Genomic DNA, 15,723 nt, shown 5'->3' on the forward strand with positions numbered 1-15,723 from the left:
CATCCGCCAGGAATACTTCCGGTCATGCCCAATGGAATGAAGCGAGCGTTCAGCGGCGTGGCGCTCGTGCTGATCTGCTACAGCCTGCTTGGCTTCCTGATCCTGCCAGGCATTGCCCAGCGCATCGCTAATCAGCAGCTTGCGGCCTACGCGACGGTGCCGGCCAGTCTGCAACGTGTCGAGTTCAATCCCTTCAGCCTTGAGCTCTCCCTGTTCGACCTGCGCATCGGTGACGAAAATGATCGCCCGCTGGCCTTCGAGCAGCTCTACCTCGATCTGCAATGGGCGAGCCTCTGGCAACGTACGCTGCACCTGGCTACCGTCGAGTTGGTGGCACCGCATACCGAAGTCCGTGTTGCCAATGACGGCACCCTGAACCTCAGTCAACTCTTCGATATTCCTCCAGCAGAGCCTTCCGACGACGGCGAACGCGACCTGCTCGCGCTGCGCATCGACCAGTTGCGGCTGGTACGCGGCCACGTCGCTTTCGAGGATCGTCGCCCGAGCGAGCCCATCGAGCTGGTCTACGACTCCCTGGACCTCGAGCTGCACAACCTTGCCACCCGCAGCGACGACAGCGCCGACGCACGCCTCACCGCCAGCGGCGCGAGTGGCGGACGCATCGTTTGGCAAGGCGACCTCAGCTTGCAGCCGCTAGCCTCCCGCGGCCAGCTGCAGATCAGCAAGCTACCGCTCGAGGCCTTCTGGCCCTACGTGCGCGACGCAGCGCCACTGGTTCTGCAGGATGGCAGCATCGACCTGAGTACCGGCTACCGCCTCGATCTCAGCGACGGCCTGGCCCTGACGCTGGATAACGCCCAGGCCACCCTGGCGCCGCTGGCCCTCGACAGCCCGGACGGGCGCAAGCTGGTGCGCCTGGAGCGCCTGGAGCTGAGCGAAACGACGCTGGACCTGGCCAGGCGGCAGGTCAGTATCGGCAAGCTGCGCAGCCGCAACCTGAAAACCTGGGCCGCCCGTGAAGCCGATGGCGAGCTGGATTGGCAGAAACTGTTCGCCACAAGTGCGTCCCCGTCGACTGCCGACGACCAGACTCCGGACAGCGAAGCCCGGACATCTGGCGAACCATGGCAGGTATTGCTGCACGATGGTCAGCTGCGTGATTACCGGGTGCACCTGGTCGATCGCGTCCCGGTTGACGAGGTCGAGCTGGAGCTCGGCCCGCTGAACCTGGACATCAGCGATTTCGACAGCCTCGCTACCCGCCCCTTCTCGCTGAAGCTGGACACAGGGGTCGGCAAGCAGGGGACGCTCCAGGCCCAGGGACAGCTGCAGCTCAGCCCGGTCAGCGGTGAGCTGGCAGTAACCACCCGCGACATAGACCTGCGCATCGCTCAGGCCTACCTCAGCCCACTGGTGAGCCTGGAGCTACGCAGCGGCATGCTCAGCAGCGAACTGCAGGTCAACCTGCAGGGCATCGAGCCATTGGCCTTCAACGTTCGCGGTAGTGTCGACGCCACGCAGCTGCACACTCTCGATACCATCAACAATCGCGACTTCATCAAATGGCAGCGGCTGCAGCTCGATGGTCTCGATTACCAGCACCCACGGAGCCTGGAAATCGAACGGATCGATCTGAGCCAGCCCTACGCCCGCTTCATCATCAACCCAGATCTGAGCACCAACATCAACGACCTGCTGGTCGAGCGCAGCGAATCCACCGCGCAAGAGGCTTCCGAGGAGCAGGCATCGGAACCATTGGCCATCCGCATCGGCGGCATCGCCATCGCCGACGGATCGGCCAACTTCGCCGACTTCAGCCTGCGCCCGCCCTTCGTCACCGCCATCCAGTCGCTCAATGGCGACATTGGCACGCTGGACAATCGCGAGCAGAAGCCAGCCTCAGTGAACATTGCCGGCAAGGTCGATCAATACGCACCCGTGAGCATCAAGGGCAGCCTGACGCCCTTCGACCCGCTGCAGAGCCTGGATATCGCCACCAGTTTCCGCCAGGTCGAGCTGACCACCCTGACGCCTTATGCGGGCAAGTTTGCTGGCTATCGGATCCGCAAGGGACGCCTCAACCTGGACCTGCACTACCGCATCCAGAACGGCCAGCTGAACGCCGACAACAAGGTGGTCCTGGAGCAGTTGCAACTCGGCGAACAGGTGGACAGTCCCGACGCGGTGGATCTGCCCGTACGCTTGGCGGTCGCATTACTGAAGGACAGCAACGGCACGATCTCCATCGAGCTGCCCGTGCAGGGCGACCTGAACAATCCGCAGTTCAGCGTCATGCCGATCATCTGGCAAACGTTGCGCAACCTGGTGGTGCGTGCGGCCAAAGCCCCGTTCAAGTTCATCGCCGGGCTGGCTGGCGGCGACCAGAGCGACCTGAGCCACATCGATTTTGCTCCGGGCAGCAGCGAACTGGACCCAGCGGCGCGCCAGACCCTGGATACCCTGGCCGCCGGGCTGAAACAGCGACCCGGGCTACGTCTTGAGATCGAAGGCATGAGCGCCACGGCAACGGACGGCCCGCTCCTCGCCGAAGAACGTCTACAGGACGAGTATCGCCAGATTCAGTACCGTATCCTGCAGCGCCGAGGCGACAAGGTACCGTCCGATCCCGCTCAGCTTACTGTGGACGAGCAGGATCAGGCGCCGCTTCTGGAGGGCATCTATCGCAGCCGGCTGAAGCAACAACCTCCAGCGGAATGGGACGATCTGGAGAGCGAAACCCGAGCCCAGCAGCTTCGCCAAGCGATCATCGATTCCTGGGCACAGAGTCCTGCCTTGCTACGCCGTCTGAGTCGTGAGCGCGCCGCCTCGATCAAGAGCTATCTCGTCCAGGCCGGGCTGACACCAGAGCGCCTCTACCTGCTGGATACCGGTACTACCGAGGCCGGCAACGACGGCCGGATTGCTACAACCCTGAATTTGGGAAGCGAAGAATGAAGAAAGGATACTTGCTCGCCGCCCTGCTGATCAGCGCGAGCGCCACGGCCGACACGCTACGCTGCGGCAATCAGCTGGTCACTACCGGCGACCGCACCTTCGAAGTCGAGCGCAAATGCGGTGCGCCGCAACACCGCGACGTTGTCGGCTATCGCCTGGGCCGGCATGACCGTCATGAGCTTATGCTGGAAGAATGGGTCTATGGACCGCGTAACGGAATGCTCAGCATTCTGACTTTCGAAGGCAACCGCCTGGTACGCATCGAAACCCGTCGAGCCAACTGAGTCTGGAGCCAACCAATGGTCCGTTACTTGCCCGCCGCCCTACTCGCCCTGCTTTCGGCCAGTTTCCTCGCCGAAGCCTCATCGACCTATCGCTGCAACAGCCGGCTGGTGAGCCTGGATGCCAGCACGGCAGAGGTTCGCAGTAAGTGCGGCGAGCCGACCAGCAGTTCGCTGATCGGCTATAAGCAGGTTATCGACGACTATGGCTACGCTCAGGAGGTGCCGGTCGAAGAGTGGGTCTATGGGCCCAACCACGGCATGCTTCACTTCCTGCGCTTCGAAGGTAACAGGCTCCGACAGATCGAGAGCCAGCGAGGAAACTAGCCCCAATGCAAAACCCCGCCATTTGGCGGGGTTTCTTTATGTCTGCGCTGAAACAGAATCAGTCGACAGCTTTCAAGCCATCAGCTGAGACGTCCTTCACGCCTTCGATGCCACGCGCCTTGGCGATGGCTGCTTCTTTTTCCGCCTCGGTTGCCACTGTACCGGACAGCGAAACGACGCCGTCCTTGGTTTCCACTTCGATGTCCATACCCGGAGTCGCATCTTCGGCCAGCAGGGTGGACTTCACCTTGGTAGTGATCCAAGTATCGGATGCTGCATCGGTCGCATTGTCCACGGTGTTGGCAGCCAGCATCACAGTGCTGGTGTCGTCGATGGCAGGCGTGTTATCTGCCAGAGCAGCACCAGCGAGTGGCAGGCTGAGGGCAGCGGCAATGGCGGTGGCAGTCAGTGTCTGAATAGTCTTCATAGATGTCACTCCTGTTCTCGTGGTTTCTGCGGTATGACTCCGAACCGCAGACTCGTGAATAACAGGCGCAAGCTGCATGCCAACTTTTGAAAATATTTTTTACTATAAAAATCAACAAGTTAATTAAACGGTACATCCTTCTCTCAGTTGCACATTGCAAGTTCATGGCTGTGCGCGCGTGCATCTTGCAATCTCGTGACCCCAGAAACGAGAAAGGGCCCCGAAGGGCCCTTTCATCCACTACAGCATGAATCAGACGCCGGAAGCTTCGGCGGCCGCGACGTCCTTGATCGAAAGCTTGATACGACCGCGGTTGTCCACGTCCAGCACCAACACCTTCACTTCCTGACCTTCCTTCAGTACGTCGGTCACCTTCTCGATGCGCTGATCGCTGATCTGCGAGATGTGCACCAGACCGTCCTTGCCCGGCAGAATGTTGACGAAGGCACCGAAGTCGACGATCCGCTCGACCTTACCCACATAGATCTTGCCGATCTCGGCTTCAGCCGTGATCGACAGCACGCGCTGCTTGGCTGCCTCGGCGGCGTCCTTGGTCTCGCCGAAGATCTTGATCGAGCCATCGTCTTCGATGTCGATCGAGGCTTTGGTCTCTTCGCAGATCGCACGGATGGTGGCGCCGCCCTTGCCGATCACGTCGCGGATCTTGTCCTGGTCGATCTTCATCGCCAGCATGGTCGGTGCGTTGGCCGACAGCTCGCTACGCGACTGGGCAATGACCTGGTTCATCTGGCCGAGGATGTTCAGGCGCGCTTCCAGGGCTTGGCCCAGAGCGATCTCCATGATCTCTTCGGTGATGCCCTGGATCTTGATGTCCATCTGCAGCGCGGTTACGCCCTTGGCAGTACCAGCAACCTTGAAGTCCATGTCGCCGAGGTGGTCCTCGTCACCGAGAATGTCGGTCAGAACGGCGAACTTCTCGCCTTCCTTGACCAGGCCCATGGCGATACCGGCTACCGGCGCCTTCATCGGCACGCCAGCGTCCATCAGTGCCAGCGAGGCACCACAGACCGAGGCCATGGAGCTGGAACCGTTGGATTCGGTGATCTCGGAAACCACACGGATGGTGTACGGGAATTCGTCGGCGCTCGGCAGCATGGCAGCAACGCCACGACGGGCCAGGCGACCGTGGCCGATTTCGCGGCGACCGGTAGCACCCATGCGACCACACTCACCGACCGAGTACGGCGGGAAGTTGTAGTGCAGCATGAAGGGGTCTTTCTTCTCGCCTTCCAGGGTGTCGAGCAGCTGCGCGTCCCGGGCGGTGCCGAGGGTGGCAACGACCAGGGCCTGGGTTTCACCACGGGTGAACAGCGCCGAACCGTGGGTCTTGTCGAGCACGCCGACTTCGATGTTCAGCCCGCGAACGGTGCGGGTGTCGCGACCGTCGATGCGCGGCTTGCCGTTGACGATGTTCTCGCGCACGGTGCGGTATTCGATCTCACCGAAGGCGTCCTTCACTTCGCCGGCAGACGGCTGGCCTTCCTCACCGGAGAACTTGGCAACGACCTGATCCTTCAGCTCGCCCAGGCGCGCGTAGCGGTCCTGCTTGATGGTGATGGTGTAGGCCTGGGAGATGGCTTCACCGAACTCGGCACGGATGGCGTCCAAAAGCGCAGTGTTGGCCTGCGGGGCAGTCCAGTCCCAGCGCGGCTTGCCGGCTTCGGCGGCGAGCTCTTCGACAGCCTTGATCACGGCCTGGAACTCGTCATGGGCGAACAGCACGGCGCCCAGCATCTGGTCTTCGGTCAGCTCTTTGGCTTCCGACTCGACCATCAGTACGGCGTCCTTGGTGCCGGCCACGACCATGTCCAGGCTGGAAGCCTTGAGCTGCTCGTAGTTCGGGTTCAGCAGGTAGCCGGTTTCCGGGTGGAAAGCCACGCGTGCGGCGCCGATCGGGCCGTCGAACGGAATGCCGGAAACAGCCAGGGCGGCCGAAGTACCGATCATCGCAGCGATGTCCGGATCGGTCTTCTTGCTGGTGGAAACAACGGTGCAGATGACCTGCACTTCATTCTGGAAACCTTCCGGGAACAGCGGACGGATCGGGCGATCGATCAGACGCGAGGTCAGGGTTTCCTTCTCGGAAGGACGCGCCTCACGCTTGAAGAAACCACCGGGGATCTTGCCGGCTGCATAGGTCTTCTCCTGGTAATGCACGGAGAGCGGGAAGAACCCCTTGCTCGGATCGGCGGTCTTGGCACCGACCACGGTCACCAGCACGGTGACATCGTCATCAACGGTGACCAGCACTGCGCCGGAGGCCTGGCGGGCGATACGACCCGTTTCCAGGGTTACGGTCGACTGACCGAATTGGAACTTCTTGATTACCGGATTCACGGTTTTTCCTTCTCTTTGTTGCCTTGGGGAAATTGGCAGAACGCTCGGGAGTCGGCCCGAAACGACCTGCAATAAAGCCAAAAGCTGGAAGACCGAAGCTGATTGCAGGGATGTCCCACTTTCAACTTCAGGCTTCCAGCTTCCGGCTTCCAGCGCGGGCGCGTCTTAGCGACGCAGACCCAGACGACCGATCAGGGTGCTGTAACGAGTGGTGTCCTTACCCTTCAGGTAATCCAGCAGCTTGCGGCGCTGGTTAACCATGCGGATCAGACCACGACGCGAGTGGTGATCTTTGCCGTTGGCCTTGAAGTGGTCCTGCAGCTTGTTGATGTTGGCGGTCAGCAGGGCTACCTGCACTTCCGGGGAACCGGTGTCGCCTTCAGCTTGCTTGTACTCGTTAACGATCTGGGCTTTTTCTTCAACGCTCAGTGCCATGATAGGGCTCCTTGAGTGAACAGGCCGGGAATCATCCCGTGTTTAATAAAGAGAAATGACCGTGCCTGCTGACAGCCACCCTCTGACGCAACGCGCGAACGCGCTGCGTAACGGTCATTCCGACCGAATCAACCGACGTGGCGCAATGCGCCCGTCTTCGCTCACTTCACCGATACCGATGAAGCGACCATTATTATCCTGTACGCGAACCATGCCGTACTGCGGCGCCTCCGGTGCCCGCACCGGCTGTCCGTGCAGCCAGTAGTAAGCGCTGTGCTCCGACAACTGCAACAACGGCCAATGCTCCAACCCGCTGTCCACCGGTTGCAGGAATCCATCCAGAGCCTCGGAGCCGCCGTCAGCATGCGCCCGCTCCAGTGTTTCGAGCGTCACCGTCTGCGAAAGATCGAACGGACCGGCCTGGGTGCGCCGCAGCTCGGCGACATGCGCGCCGCAGCCGAGCAATTGGCCGATGTCTTCCACCAAGGTCCGGATATAGGTGCCCTTGCTGCAGGTCACAGCCAGTCGCGCCTTGTCGCCTTCGAGCGCGAGCAACTCCAAGCGCGCAATATTAACAGAACGCGGCTCGCGCTCCACCACTTCACCGGCACGCGCCAGCTTGTATAGCGGCTGGCCGTCGCGCTTGAGCGCCGAGTACATCGGCGGCACCTGCAGGATATCGCCGCGAAACTGCGGCAGCAGTGCCTCCAGCTGCTCAGGGGTAACCATCACCGGCTTACGCTCCAGCACCTCGCCCTCGGCATCCGCGGTGGTGGTGGTCACGCCGAGCTGCATCACCGTCTCGTAGGCCTTGTCCGCATCCAGAAGGTACTGCGAAAACTTGGTGGCTTCTCCGAAACACAGCGGCAACACCCCGGTCGCCAGTGGATCGAGGCTGCCGGTATGCCCGGCCTTCTCCGCATTGAGCAGCCAGCGAACCTTCTGCAGCGCCGCGTTGGAGGTGAACCCGCGCGGCTTGTCCAGCAGGATGATGCCACTGACATTGCGTCGTACACGCTTGACCTGTGCCACGCTTACTCTCCGCGCTCGTCGCTGTGCTTGCGATCTTCGGCCACGGCGCGCTCGATCAGCGAACTCAGCTCGACACCGCGACGAATGCTGGCGTCGTAGTTGAAGTGCAGTTGCGGAACAGTACGCAGCTTCATGCTCTTGCCGAGCTGCATGCGCAGGAAGCCGGCAGCCTCATTGAGGATGCGCAGGTTGCCTTTGACCGCTTCCTCGTCGTCATCCTGCCCCATGATGGTGATGAAGATCTTCGCATGGGACAGATCGCGGCTGACGTCTACCCCGGTGATCGTGATCAGCCCCAGGCGCGGATCCTTGATCTCGCGCTGAATGAGCAGCGCCAGTTCACGCTGCATCTGATCACCGATACGCTGGGTACGACTGAATTCTTTGGCCATATTTTTTCCACCCGTTCAAAAGCCAAAAGCTGGAAGCTCGGAGCAGCCACCGCAACCGCGGCGACGACTCCTGGCTTCCAGCTCTCGGACTGGCGCTTGCTTACAGCGAACGCGCCACTTCGACCTTCTCGAACACTTCGATCTTGTCGCCGACCTTGACGTCGTTGTAGCTCTTCACGCCGATACCGCACTCCATGCCGGCGCGGACCTCGGCGACGTCGTCCTTGAAACGACGCAGCGATTCCAGCTCGCCTTCGAAGATCACCACGTCGTCGCGCAGTACGCGGATCGGACGATTGCGGTAGACCATGCCCTCGGTGACCATACAGCCGGCAACCGCGCCGAACTTCGGCGAACGGAAGACGTCACGCACTTCGGCAATGCCGAGGATATTCTCGCGCACATCGCTGCCGAGCATACCGGTGAGCGCCTTCTTGACGTCCTCGATGATGTCGTAGATGACGTTGTAGTAGCGCATGTCCAGGCCCTCGGCCTCGACGATCTTGCGCGCACCTGCATCGGCACGGACGTTGAAGCCGAACAGCACTGCGTTGGATGCCAGCGCCAGGTTGGCATCGGACTCGGTGATACCACCGACGCCGCCACCGACCACGCGCACCTGCACCTCGTCGTTGCCCAGCCCATTGAGCGATCCCTGCAGGGCCTCGAGGGAACCGCGTACGTCGGCCTTGAGGACGATGTTCAGCGTCTTCTTCTCGTCCTGACCCATGGTTTCGAAGATATTTTCCAGCTTGCCGGCATGCGCACGAGCCAACTTCACTTCGCGGAACTTGCCCTGACGGAACAGCGCAACCTCGCGGGCCTTCTTCTCGTCGGCAACCACGGTCAGGTCGTCACCGGCTTCCGGGGTACCATCCAGACCGAGAATCTCGACCGGAATCGCTGGACCGGCTTCTTTCACCGGCTTGCCGTTCTCGTCGAGCATGGCGCGAACACGACCGAAGTTGACGCCGCAGAGAACCATGTCGCCCTGGCGCAGCGTGCCGTCCTGAACCAGCACGGTAGCGACCGGGCCACGACCCTTGTCCAGACGCGATTCGACCACCACGCCACGACCCGGGGCCGACGGCGTCGCTTTCAGCTCAAGGAGCTCGGCCTGCAGCAGTACAGCTTCGAGCAGCTCGTCGACACCAGTACCCATCTTGGCGGATACCGGGATGAACGGAGTATCGCCGCCCCACTCTTCCGGAATCACATCGAGCGCGGCCAGGCCGTTCTTGATGTTGTCCGGGTTGGCGTCCGGCTTATCGATCTTGTTCACCGCGACCACGATCGGAACACCAGCCGCCTTGGCATGCTGTACCGCTTCCTGGGTCTGCGGCATGACGCCGTCATCGGCCGCCACGACCAGGATCACGATGTCCGTGGCCTTGGCACCGCGAGCACGCATGGCGGTAAACGCCGCGTGGCCCGGGGTATCGAGGAAGGTGACCATGCCACGCTCGGTTTCGACATGATAGGCACCGATGTGCTGGGTGATACCGCCAGCTTCGCCAACAGCTACCTTGGCACGGCGGATGTAGTCGAGCAGCGAAGTCTTACCGTGGTCGACGTGACCCATGACGGTCACAACCGGCGCACGGGCGACCGACTCACCTTCGAACTTCAGCAGCTCGGCCAGCTGTTCTTCCAGCGCATTGTCGCTGACCAGCTTGACCTTGTGGCCCAGTTCCTCCGCGACCAGCTGCGCGGTCTCCTGATCCAGCACTTGGTTGATGGTGACCGGAGACCCCATCTTGAACATGAACTTGATGACTTCGGCCGCTTTCACCGACATCTGCTGGGCCAGTTCGGCCACAGTGATGGTCTCGCCGATCGACACTTCGCGCACGACTGGTCCTGTTGGGCTCTGGAACCCATGCTGGTTACGCTTCTTGAGCTTGCTCTTGCCACCGCGACCACCGCGACGGAAGCCATCGGCTTCGTCCTCACCGCTACGCACGGTGCGCGCCAGCGGTGCCTTGGTCTTGAGCGACGGCCGATGCTGCGCATGCTTGCGATCACGACGCTCGTCGTCATCGCTGCGCGGCTTCTCGACACGGCGAGGCTCTTCCTTCTTGCGCTCTGGAGCGGGAGCAGCAGGCTCGACCGCTACCGGCACGGGCTCTCCGCTCGCGGCCTCGACAGGCTGGGCAGGCGCCTCGGCCACGGCCTTGGCTGCCTCGGCCTGGCGACGCGCCTCCTCTTCGGCGCGCTCGCGGGCTTCCTGTTCGGCCTTGGCACGCGCGGCTTCTTCGGCAGCACGCTGTTCTTCCAGTTCGCGACGCTTTTCCGCTTCGATCTCTTCAGCGCTGCGCTTGACGAAGGTCTTCTTCTTACGGACCTCTACACTGATGGTCTTGCTGCCACCCACCTTCAACTTGGTAGTGGTTTTGCGCTGCAAGGTAATCTTGCGCGGTTCATCCACCTTGGCCCCATGGCTGCTCTTGAGATGGGCAAGCAAGGCCTGCTTTTCGTTATCGGTCACTACTTGCTCGGCGCTGGTGTGCGACAGTCCTGCCTCACGCATCTGCTGAAGCAGTCGCTCGACCGGTGTGTCGACCACCTGGGCCAGTTCTTTCACCGTGACTTGCGTCATGCATTTCTCTCCTCAGGCCGCTAATTACTTACTCGAACCAATGGGCTCGGGCGGCCATGATCAGCTTGCCGGCACGCTCTTCATCGATGCCGTCTATGTCGAGCAGGTCGTCAATAGACTGCTCGGCCAGGTCTTCGCGGGTGATGACGCCCCGCACGGCCAACTCGACCGCCAGTTCTTTGTCCATGCCTTCAAGCGCCAGCAGATCGTCAGCCGGCTGAGCGTCTGCAAGCTTTTCCTCGTTGGCGATGGCCTTGGTCAGCAGGCGATCCTTGGCCCGTGTACGCAGCTCGTTGACGATATCCTCGTCGAAGCCTTCGATGCCGAGCATCTCCTCCATCGGGACATAGGCGACTTCTTCCAGGGAAGTGAAGCCCTCTTCTACCAGTACCTGCGCGAGCTCCTCATCTACATCCAGCTCTTCGATGAAGCTGCGCAGAATGTCGCCGGTCTCTTCCTGCTGCTTGGCCTGGATGTCCGCTTCGGTCATGACGTTCAGCGTCCAGCCGGTCAGCTGGCTGGCAAGACGTACGTTCTGACCGCCGCGTCCGATGGCCTGGGCCAGGTTGTCCTCGGCGACGGCGATATCCATGGCATGTGCGTCTTCGTCGACGATGATCGCTGCGACTTCGGCAGGCGCCATGGCATTGATGACGAACTGCGCCGGGTTCTCGTCCCACAGCACGATGTCGACCCGCTCACCACCGATTTCGCCGGACACTGCCTGAACCCGCGATCCACGCATACCGATACAGGCGCCCTGGGGATCGATGCGCTTGTCCTTGGAACGAACAGCGATCTTGGCCCGCGAACCCGGGTCACGCGACGCCCCCATCACCTCGATCAAGCCCTCGGCGATCTCAGGCACCTCGATGCGAAACAGCTCGATCAGCATCTGCGGCGCAGTGCGCGACAGGATCAGCTGCGGGCCGCGGTTCTCGGTGCGAATTTCCTTGAGCAAGGCGCGAACACGGGCGCCAACGCGGAAGGTTTCACGCGCGATGATGTCTTCCCGGGCCAGCAGCGCTTCGGCGTTGTTGCCCAGATCGACAATGACGCTGTCGCGGGTCACTTTCTTGACCGTTCCGGAGATGATTTCACCCAGACGATCGCGATAGGCCTCGACTACCTGCGCACGCTCGGCCTCGCGTACTTTCTGCACGATGACCTGCTTGGCAGTCTGCGCCGCAATGCGACCGAACTCGATGGACTCGATCTTCTCCTCGAACACATCACCGAGCTTGGCGTCCGGATTGCGCTCCTGGGCCTGATCCAGGGCCAATTGGTGGGCCGGATCCTCGAAATGCTCGTCGTCGACCACGGTCCAGCGACGGAAAGTCTCGTAACTGCCGTTGTGGCGATTGATTTCCACACGCAGATCAACGTCGTCTTCGTAGCGTTTCTTGGTCGCTGTAGCCAAAGCCAGCTCCAACGCCTCGAAAATCACACTTGCCGGTACGCCCTTTTCATTGGACACCGACTCCACAACCAGCAGTACTTCTTTGCTCATCGTACGCCTCGCCTTTCGCAATCCATTGGGTCCGCGGGATCCGCTCAGTCAAAACGGGGAACTATGTTGGCCTTATCGATCATGTCGATCGGCAGCAGATACTCATGGTCATCAACCAGCACAACAATGTCCTGCTCTTCCACCCCACGGAGAAGACCCTGGAAATTGCGCCTGCCCTCGAAGGGCGAGCGCAGCTTTATTTTTACTTGTTCACCGACATGGGCGCTGTATTGCTCGATCGTGAACAGCGGCCGGTCCATTCCCGGAGAGGACACCTCAAGGGTGTAGTCCACGCTGATCGGGTCCTCCACATCGAGGACACCGCTCAGTTGCCGGCTGACCTTCTCGCAGTCATCAATGAGAATGCCGTTGGCATGATCGATATAGACACGCAACAGCGAATGACGCCCCTGGGAAATGAACTCGATCCCCCAGCATTGATAACCAAGCGCCTCAACCACCGGGGCCAACAAGGCCTGCAACTGTTCTAGCTTGCTCGACATCGAAGCCCCTCGCGCATGCTGTACAAATGAAAAATGGGCGAAACGCCCATCCCTTCTGACCGCCTGTAAATGCCGGCGACCTGGCTTCAAGCTAATAAAAAGCCCCTGTACAGGGGCTCTTTATTGACTGGTTGCGGGGGCTGGATTTGAACCAACGACCTTCGGGTTATGAGCCCGACGAGCTACCAGACTGCTCCACCCCGCGTCAAACTGGGCACGAATTATACGACCCACACCCAACACAGGTCAACCGAAACCCTCAAACACAAGAAAGCCCGCACTAGGCGGGCCTGCTTGTTTGGTACCGAGGAGGGGACTCGAACCCCTACAGCCTATGGCCACTACCACCTCAAGGTAGCGTGTCTACCAATTCCACCACCTCGGCAAAAACCTTATTGCCCCTCTCCCACCTCAGGCACGTCGTCAGTAGCCTCCGTCGCCTTTTGCTCTTCGAGCACCGGCACATCTTCTACCGCGGGCTTGCTTACCGGCACTTCCAGAACAGCCGGATCAGGCAGCCCTGCCTGAGCCAATTGATCAGCCTGCTGCTTGGCGAAGAACGCCAACCCAAGACTGGTCAGAAAAAAAACGCCAGCAAGTATAGCAGTAAGTCGACTCAAAAAGGTAGCAGAACCTTGGCTTCCGAAAACAGTTGCCGAAGCACCGGAACCGAAAGACGCACCAGCATCCGCACCCTTGCCCTGCTGCAGCAGCACCAGCGCAACCACACCAAGAGCAACCAGCAGATGCACCACGATCACAACAGTCTGCAACATCTGTTCAGTTCCCCGCGGCGCGACAGATCGCACCGAATTCATCCGCTTTCAGAGAGGCTCCACCAACCAACCCCCCATCAATATCCGCCATGGCGAACAGCTCGGCTGCATTCTCCGCCTTGACGCTACCACCATACAGCAGCCTTACACCCTCAGCGATGCGGCGATCGCTACGGGCCAGCTGCTCACGAATGGCAGCATGTACTTCCTGCGCTTGCCCTGGCGTCGCCGTTAAGCCCGAGCCGATAGCCCAGACAGGCTCGTAAGCGACCACCGCAGACTGAAACGCCTCGATTCCCTGATCATCGAGAACCCGACCCAGCTGCCGCGCCACTACCTCGAGCGTCCTACCGGCTTCGCGCTCCTCGAGCGTCTCGCCGACGCACAGCACAGGCATCAAACCACTCGACTGGGCTGCCGCAAACTTCTGGCTGACCACTTCGTCCGTCTCACCCAGCAACAGGCGGCGTTCGGAATGCCCAACCAATACCCACTTGCAACCCGCATCGACAAGCTGTTCGGCCGAGACCTCACCAGTCAAAGCACCAAACCCCGACTGCAACGCACAATCCTGAGCACCGACGGACACTTCTGCCCCGCCGAGCGAGCTCAAGACCTGACTGACATGCACAAAGGAGGGAAATACCGCAATCTCGACTGCCGCAGGCAATACCTGCCGCTGAAAAGACTCGATCAGCTCTGCGACGCTAGCGCGGGTACCGTTCATTTTCCAGTTACCAGCTACCATGGGGCGACGCATGCTTTACCTCATCGGTCAAAGTGGGCGCAGATGTTACTCAACGACTGCGCCCCTGGCAAGCAGCTTCACGCACAAACTTCGGTTACGACCTTGGCCAACTCTTCCGCCATGCACCGCACCTGAGTCTCGTCATCGCCCTCGACCATTACCCGCACCAGCGGCTCGGTACCAGACTTGCGCAGCAGGACGCGCCCACGCCCACCCATACGCTCGGTGACGCTATCGCACGCGGCCTTGACACTGGGATGAGCAATCGGATCACGATCACCTGAGAAGCGCACATTGATCAGTACTTGCGGACACTTATGCCATGCCAGACGCTCCTGGGCGAGGGTCTGTTCACGGCGACGAAGAGCCAGTACCACCTGCAAGGCCGCGATGATCGCATCACCCGTCGTGGTGTGCTGAGCGCAGACGATATGCCCGGAATTCTCGCCACCGAGAACCCAGCCACGATCCAGCATCTCCGCGATCACATAACGATCGCCGACCTTGGCACGTGTGAATGGAATCTCACGCGCCTTCAACGCAAGCTCTAGCCCGAGGTTGCTCATCAGCGTGCCCACCACGCCACCGGCCAGACGCTCGCGCTCCTGCAGATCGGTCGCAATGATGTAAAGCAGCTCATCGCCATCGACGACCGCACCGGTATGGTCAACCATCATCACACGGTCGCCGTCACCGTCAAAGGCGATGCCGAGGTCCGCGCCATGCTCAACGACCGCTTTCTGCAATTGCCCCACGTGGGTTGAACCAACATCGGCATTGATGTTCAGCCCATCCGGCTGTGCACCGATCACCACGACCTCTGCCCCAAGCTCGCGGAACACGCTGGGCGCGACCTTGTAGGTAGCTCCGTGAGCGCAATCGATTACCAACTTGAGCCCGGAGAAATCAGTACTGGTTGGCACGCTGCTCTTGCAGAACTCGATATAGCGCCCGGCCGCATCGTTGATCCGCGACGCCTTGCCCAACTGGGCCGACTCGACGACCGTCATCGGCGTGTCGATCAGCTCCTCGATCATCAGTTCTACCTCGTCGGGGAGCTTGGTGCCGCGACCGGAAAAGAACTTGATGCCGTTGTCGTGATGGGGATTGTGCGAGGCACTGATAACGATCCCGGCCTCGGCATGAAAGGTACGTGTCAGGTAGGCAACCGCCGGAGTCGGCATCGGCCCTAGCAGCAACACATCGGCTCCAGCAGCGGAGAGCCCCGCCTGCAGTGCCGACTCGAACATGTAGCCCGAGATACGGGTGTCCTTGCCGATCAGGATTCGGCACTTACCCTGCTTGCGAAAGGCCATGCCCGCCGCCCACCCCAACTTGAGCATGAAGTCAGGGGTAATGGGCGCCTGCCCTACGTGGCCACGAATGCCGTCGGTGCCGAAGTACTTTCTAGTCATGGTG

The 15,723-nt window shown here is 60.9% G+C and carries 14 protein-coding genes and 2 tRNA genes; 3 read left to right on the plus strand and 13 right to left on the minus strand.

The window, feature by feature from the left end; translation table 11 throughout:
- Positions 1–24 precede the first annotated feature (24 nt).
- The 3 genes from OUY36_RS17540 to OUY36_RS17550 are packed head-to-tail and all read left to right on the plus strand — an operon-like array spanning position 25 to position 3,524.
- Positions 25–2,916 carry a DUF748 domain-containing protein gene (locus OUY36_RS17540; protein WP_267935292.1) on the plus strand — a complete coding sequence of 964 codons (2,892 nt, stop codon included), beginning with the start codon at positions 25–27 and terminating at the stop codon, positions 2,914–2,916.
- Complete coding sequence (locus OUY36_RS17545; RefSeq protein ID WP_063541293.1) at positions 2,913–3,200, plus strand: DUF2845 domain-containing protein; 288 nt, start codon at positions 2,913–2,915, stop codon at positions 3,198–3,200. The genes OUY36_RS17540 and OUY36_RS17545 overlap by 4 nt, the downstream gene beginning before the upstream one ends.
- 15 nt (positions 3,201–3,215) lie before the next feature.
- Entirely contained in the window at positions 3,216–3,524 is a 309-nt protein-coding gene (locus OUY36_RS17550; RefSeq protein ID WP_110776033.1) for a DUF2845 domain-containing protein, read from the plus strand.
- Between the two features lie 58 nt (positions 3,525–3,582).
- Here OUY36_RS17550 and OUY36_RS17555 read toward each other — a convergent pair whose 3' ends face one another.
- The 13 genes from OUY36_RS17555 to glmM form a co-directional block, all read right to left on the minus strand.
- A complete protein-coding gene (locus OUY36_RS17555) occupies positions 3,583–3,951 on the minus strand; it encodes a BON domain-containing protein (RefSeq protein WP_110776032.1) in 369 nt (122 codons plus the stop codon).
- 252 nt (positions 3,952–4,203) lie between these two features.
- On the minus strand, positions 4,204–6,309 hold the full coding sequence (pnp, locus tag OUY36_RS17560) for a polyribonucleotide nucleotidyltransferase (protein ID WP_102838536.1): 2,106 nt from the start codon (positions 6,307–6,309) through the stop codon (positions 4,204–4,206).
- A 165-nt stretch (positions 6,310–6,474) separates the two neighbouring features.
- Positions 6,475–6,744, minus strand: a complete 270-nt coding sequence (gene rpsO / locus OUY36_RS17565; protein WP_003293213.1) for a 30S ribosomal protein S15 — start codon at positions 6,742–6,744, stop codon at positions 6,475–6,477.
- Positions 6,745–6,858: 114 nt separating this feature from the next.
- The gene (gene truB / locus OUY36_RS17570; RefSeq protein ID WP_125866911.1) at positions 6,859–7,776 is read right to left on the minus strand and encodes a tRNA pseudouridine(55) synthase TruB; all 918 of its coding nucleotides are present in this window, start codon (positions 7,774–7,776) and stop codon (positions 6,859–6,861) included.
- A 2-nt stretch (positions 7,777–7,778) separates the two neighbouring features.
- Positions 7,779–8,168 carry a 30S ribosome-binding factor RbfA gene (gene rbfA, locus OUY36_RS17575; RefSeq protein ID WP_102838538.1) on the minus strand — a complete coding sequence of 130 codons (390 nt, stop codon included), beginning with the start codon at positions 8,166–8,168 and terminating at the stop codon, positions 7,779–7,781.
- Between the two features lie 100 nt (positions 8,169–8,268).
- Positions 8,269–10,767, minus strand: a complete 2,499-nt coding sequence (gene infB / locus OUY36_RS17580; protein WP_063541287.1) for a translation initiation factor IF-2 — start codon at positions 10,765–10,767, stop codon at positions 8,269–8,271.
- Between the two features lie 28 nt (positions 10,768–10,795).
- On the minus strand, positions 10,796–12,277 hold the full coding sequence (gene nusA, locus OUY36_RS17585) for a transcription termination factor NusA (RefSeq protein WP_063541286.1): 1,482 nt from the start codon (positions 12,275–12,277) through the stop codon (positions 10,796–10,798).
- 44 nt (positions 12,278–12,321) lie between these two features.
- Positions 12,322–12,780: a ribosome maturation factor RimP gene (gene rimP / locus OUY36_RS17590; protein WP_102838541.1), complete on the minus strand. Its 459-nt coding sequence runs from the start codon at positions 12,778–12,780 to the stop codon at positions 12,322–12,324.
- A gap of 128 nt (positions 12,781–12,908) precedes the next feature.
- A tRNA-Met gene (locus OUY36_RS17595) sits at positions 12,909–12,985 on the minus strand.
- A gap of 94 nt (positions 12,986–13,079) precedes the next feature.
- A tRNA-Leu gene (locus tag OUY36_RS17600) sits at positions 13,080–13,165 on the minus strand.
- A 7-nt stretch (positions 13,166–13,172) separates the two neighbouring features.
- Positions 13,173–13,556 (minus strand): preprotein translocase subunit SecG, encoded by a 384-nt coding sequence (gene secG / locus OUY36_RS17605; protein WP_267935298.1) that lies wholly within the window; start codon positions 13,554–13,556, stop codon positions 13,173–13,175.
- A 4-nt stretch (positions 13,557–13,560) separates the two neighbouring features.
- Complete coding sequence (gene tpiA, locus OUY36_RS17610; protein ID WP_110776026.1) at positions 13,561–14,316, minus strand: triose-phosphate isomerase; 756 nt, start codon at positions 14,314–14,316, stop codon at positions 13,561–13,563.
- Positions 14,317–14,381: 65 nt separating this feature from the next.
- A complete protein-coding gene (gene glmM, locus OUY36_RS17615) occupies positions 14,382–15,719 on the minus strand; it encodes a phosphoglucosamine mutase (RefSeq protein WP_110776025.1) in 1,338 nt (445 codons plus the stop codon).
- Positions 15,720–15,723 lie beyond the last annotated feature (4 nt).

The sequence above is a fragment of the Stutzerimonas sp. R40042 genome (assembly GCF_026642215.1).
In the GTDB taxonomy this organism is placed as follows: domain Bacteria; phylum Pseudomonadota; class Gammaproteobacteria; order Pseudomonadales; family Pseudomonadaceae; genus Stutzerimonas; species Stutzerimonas frequens.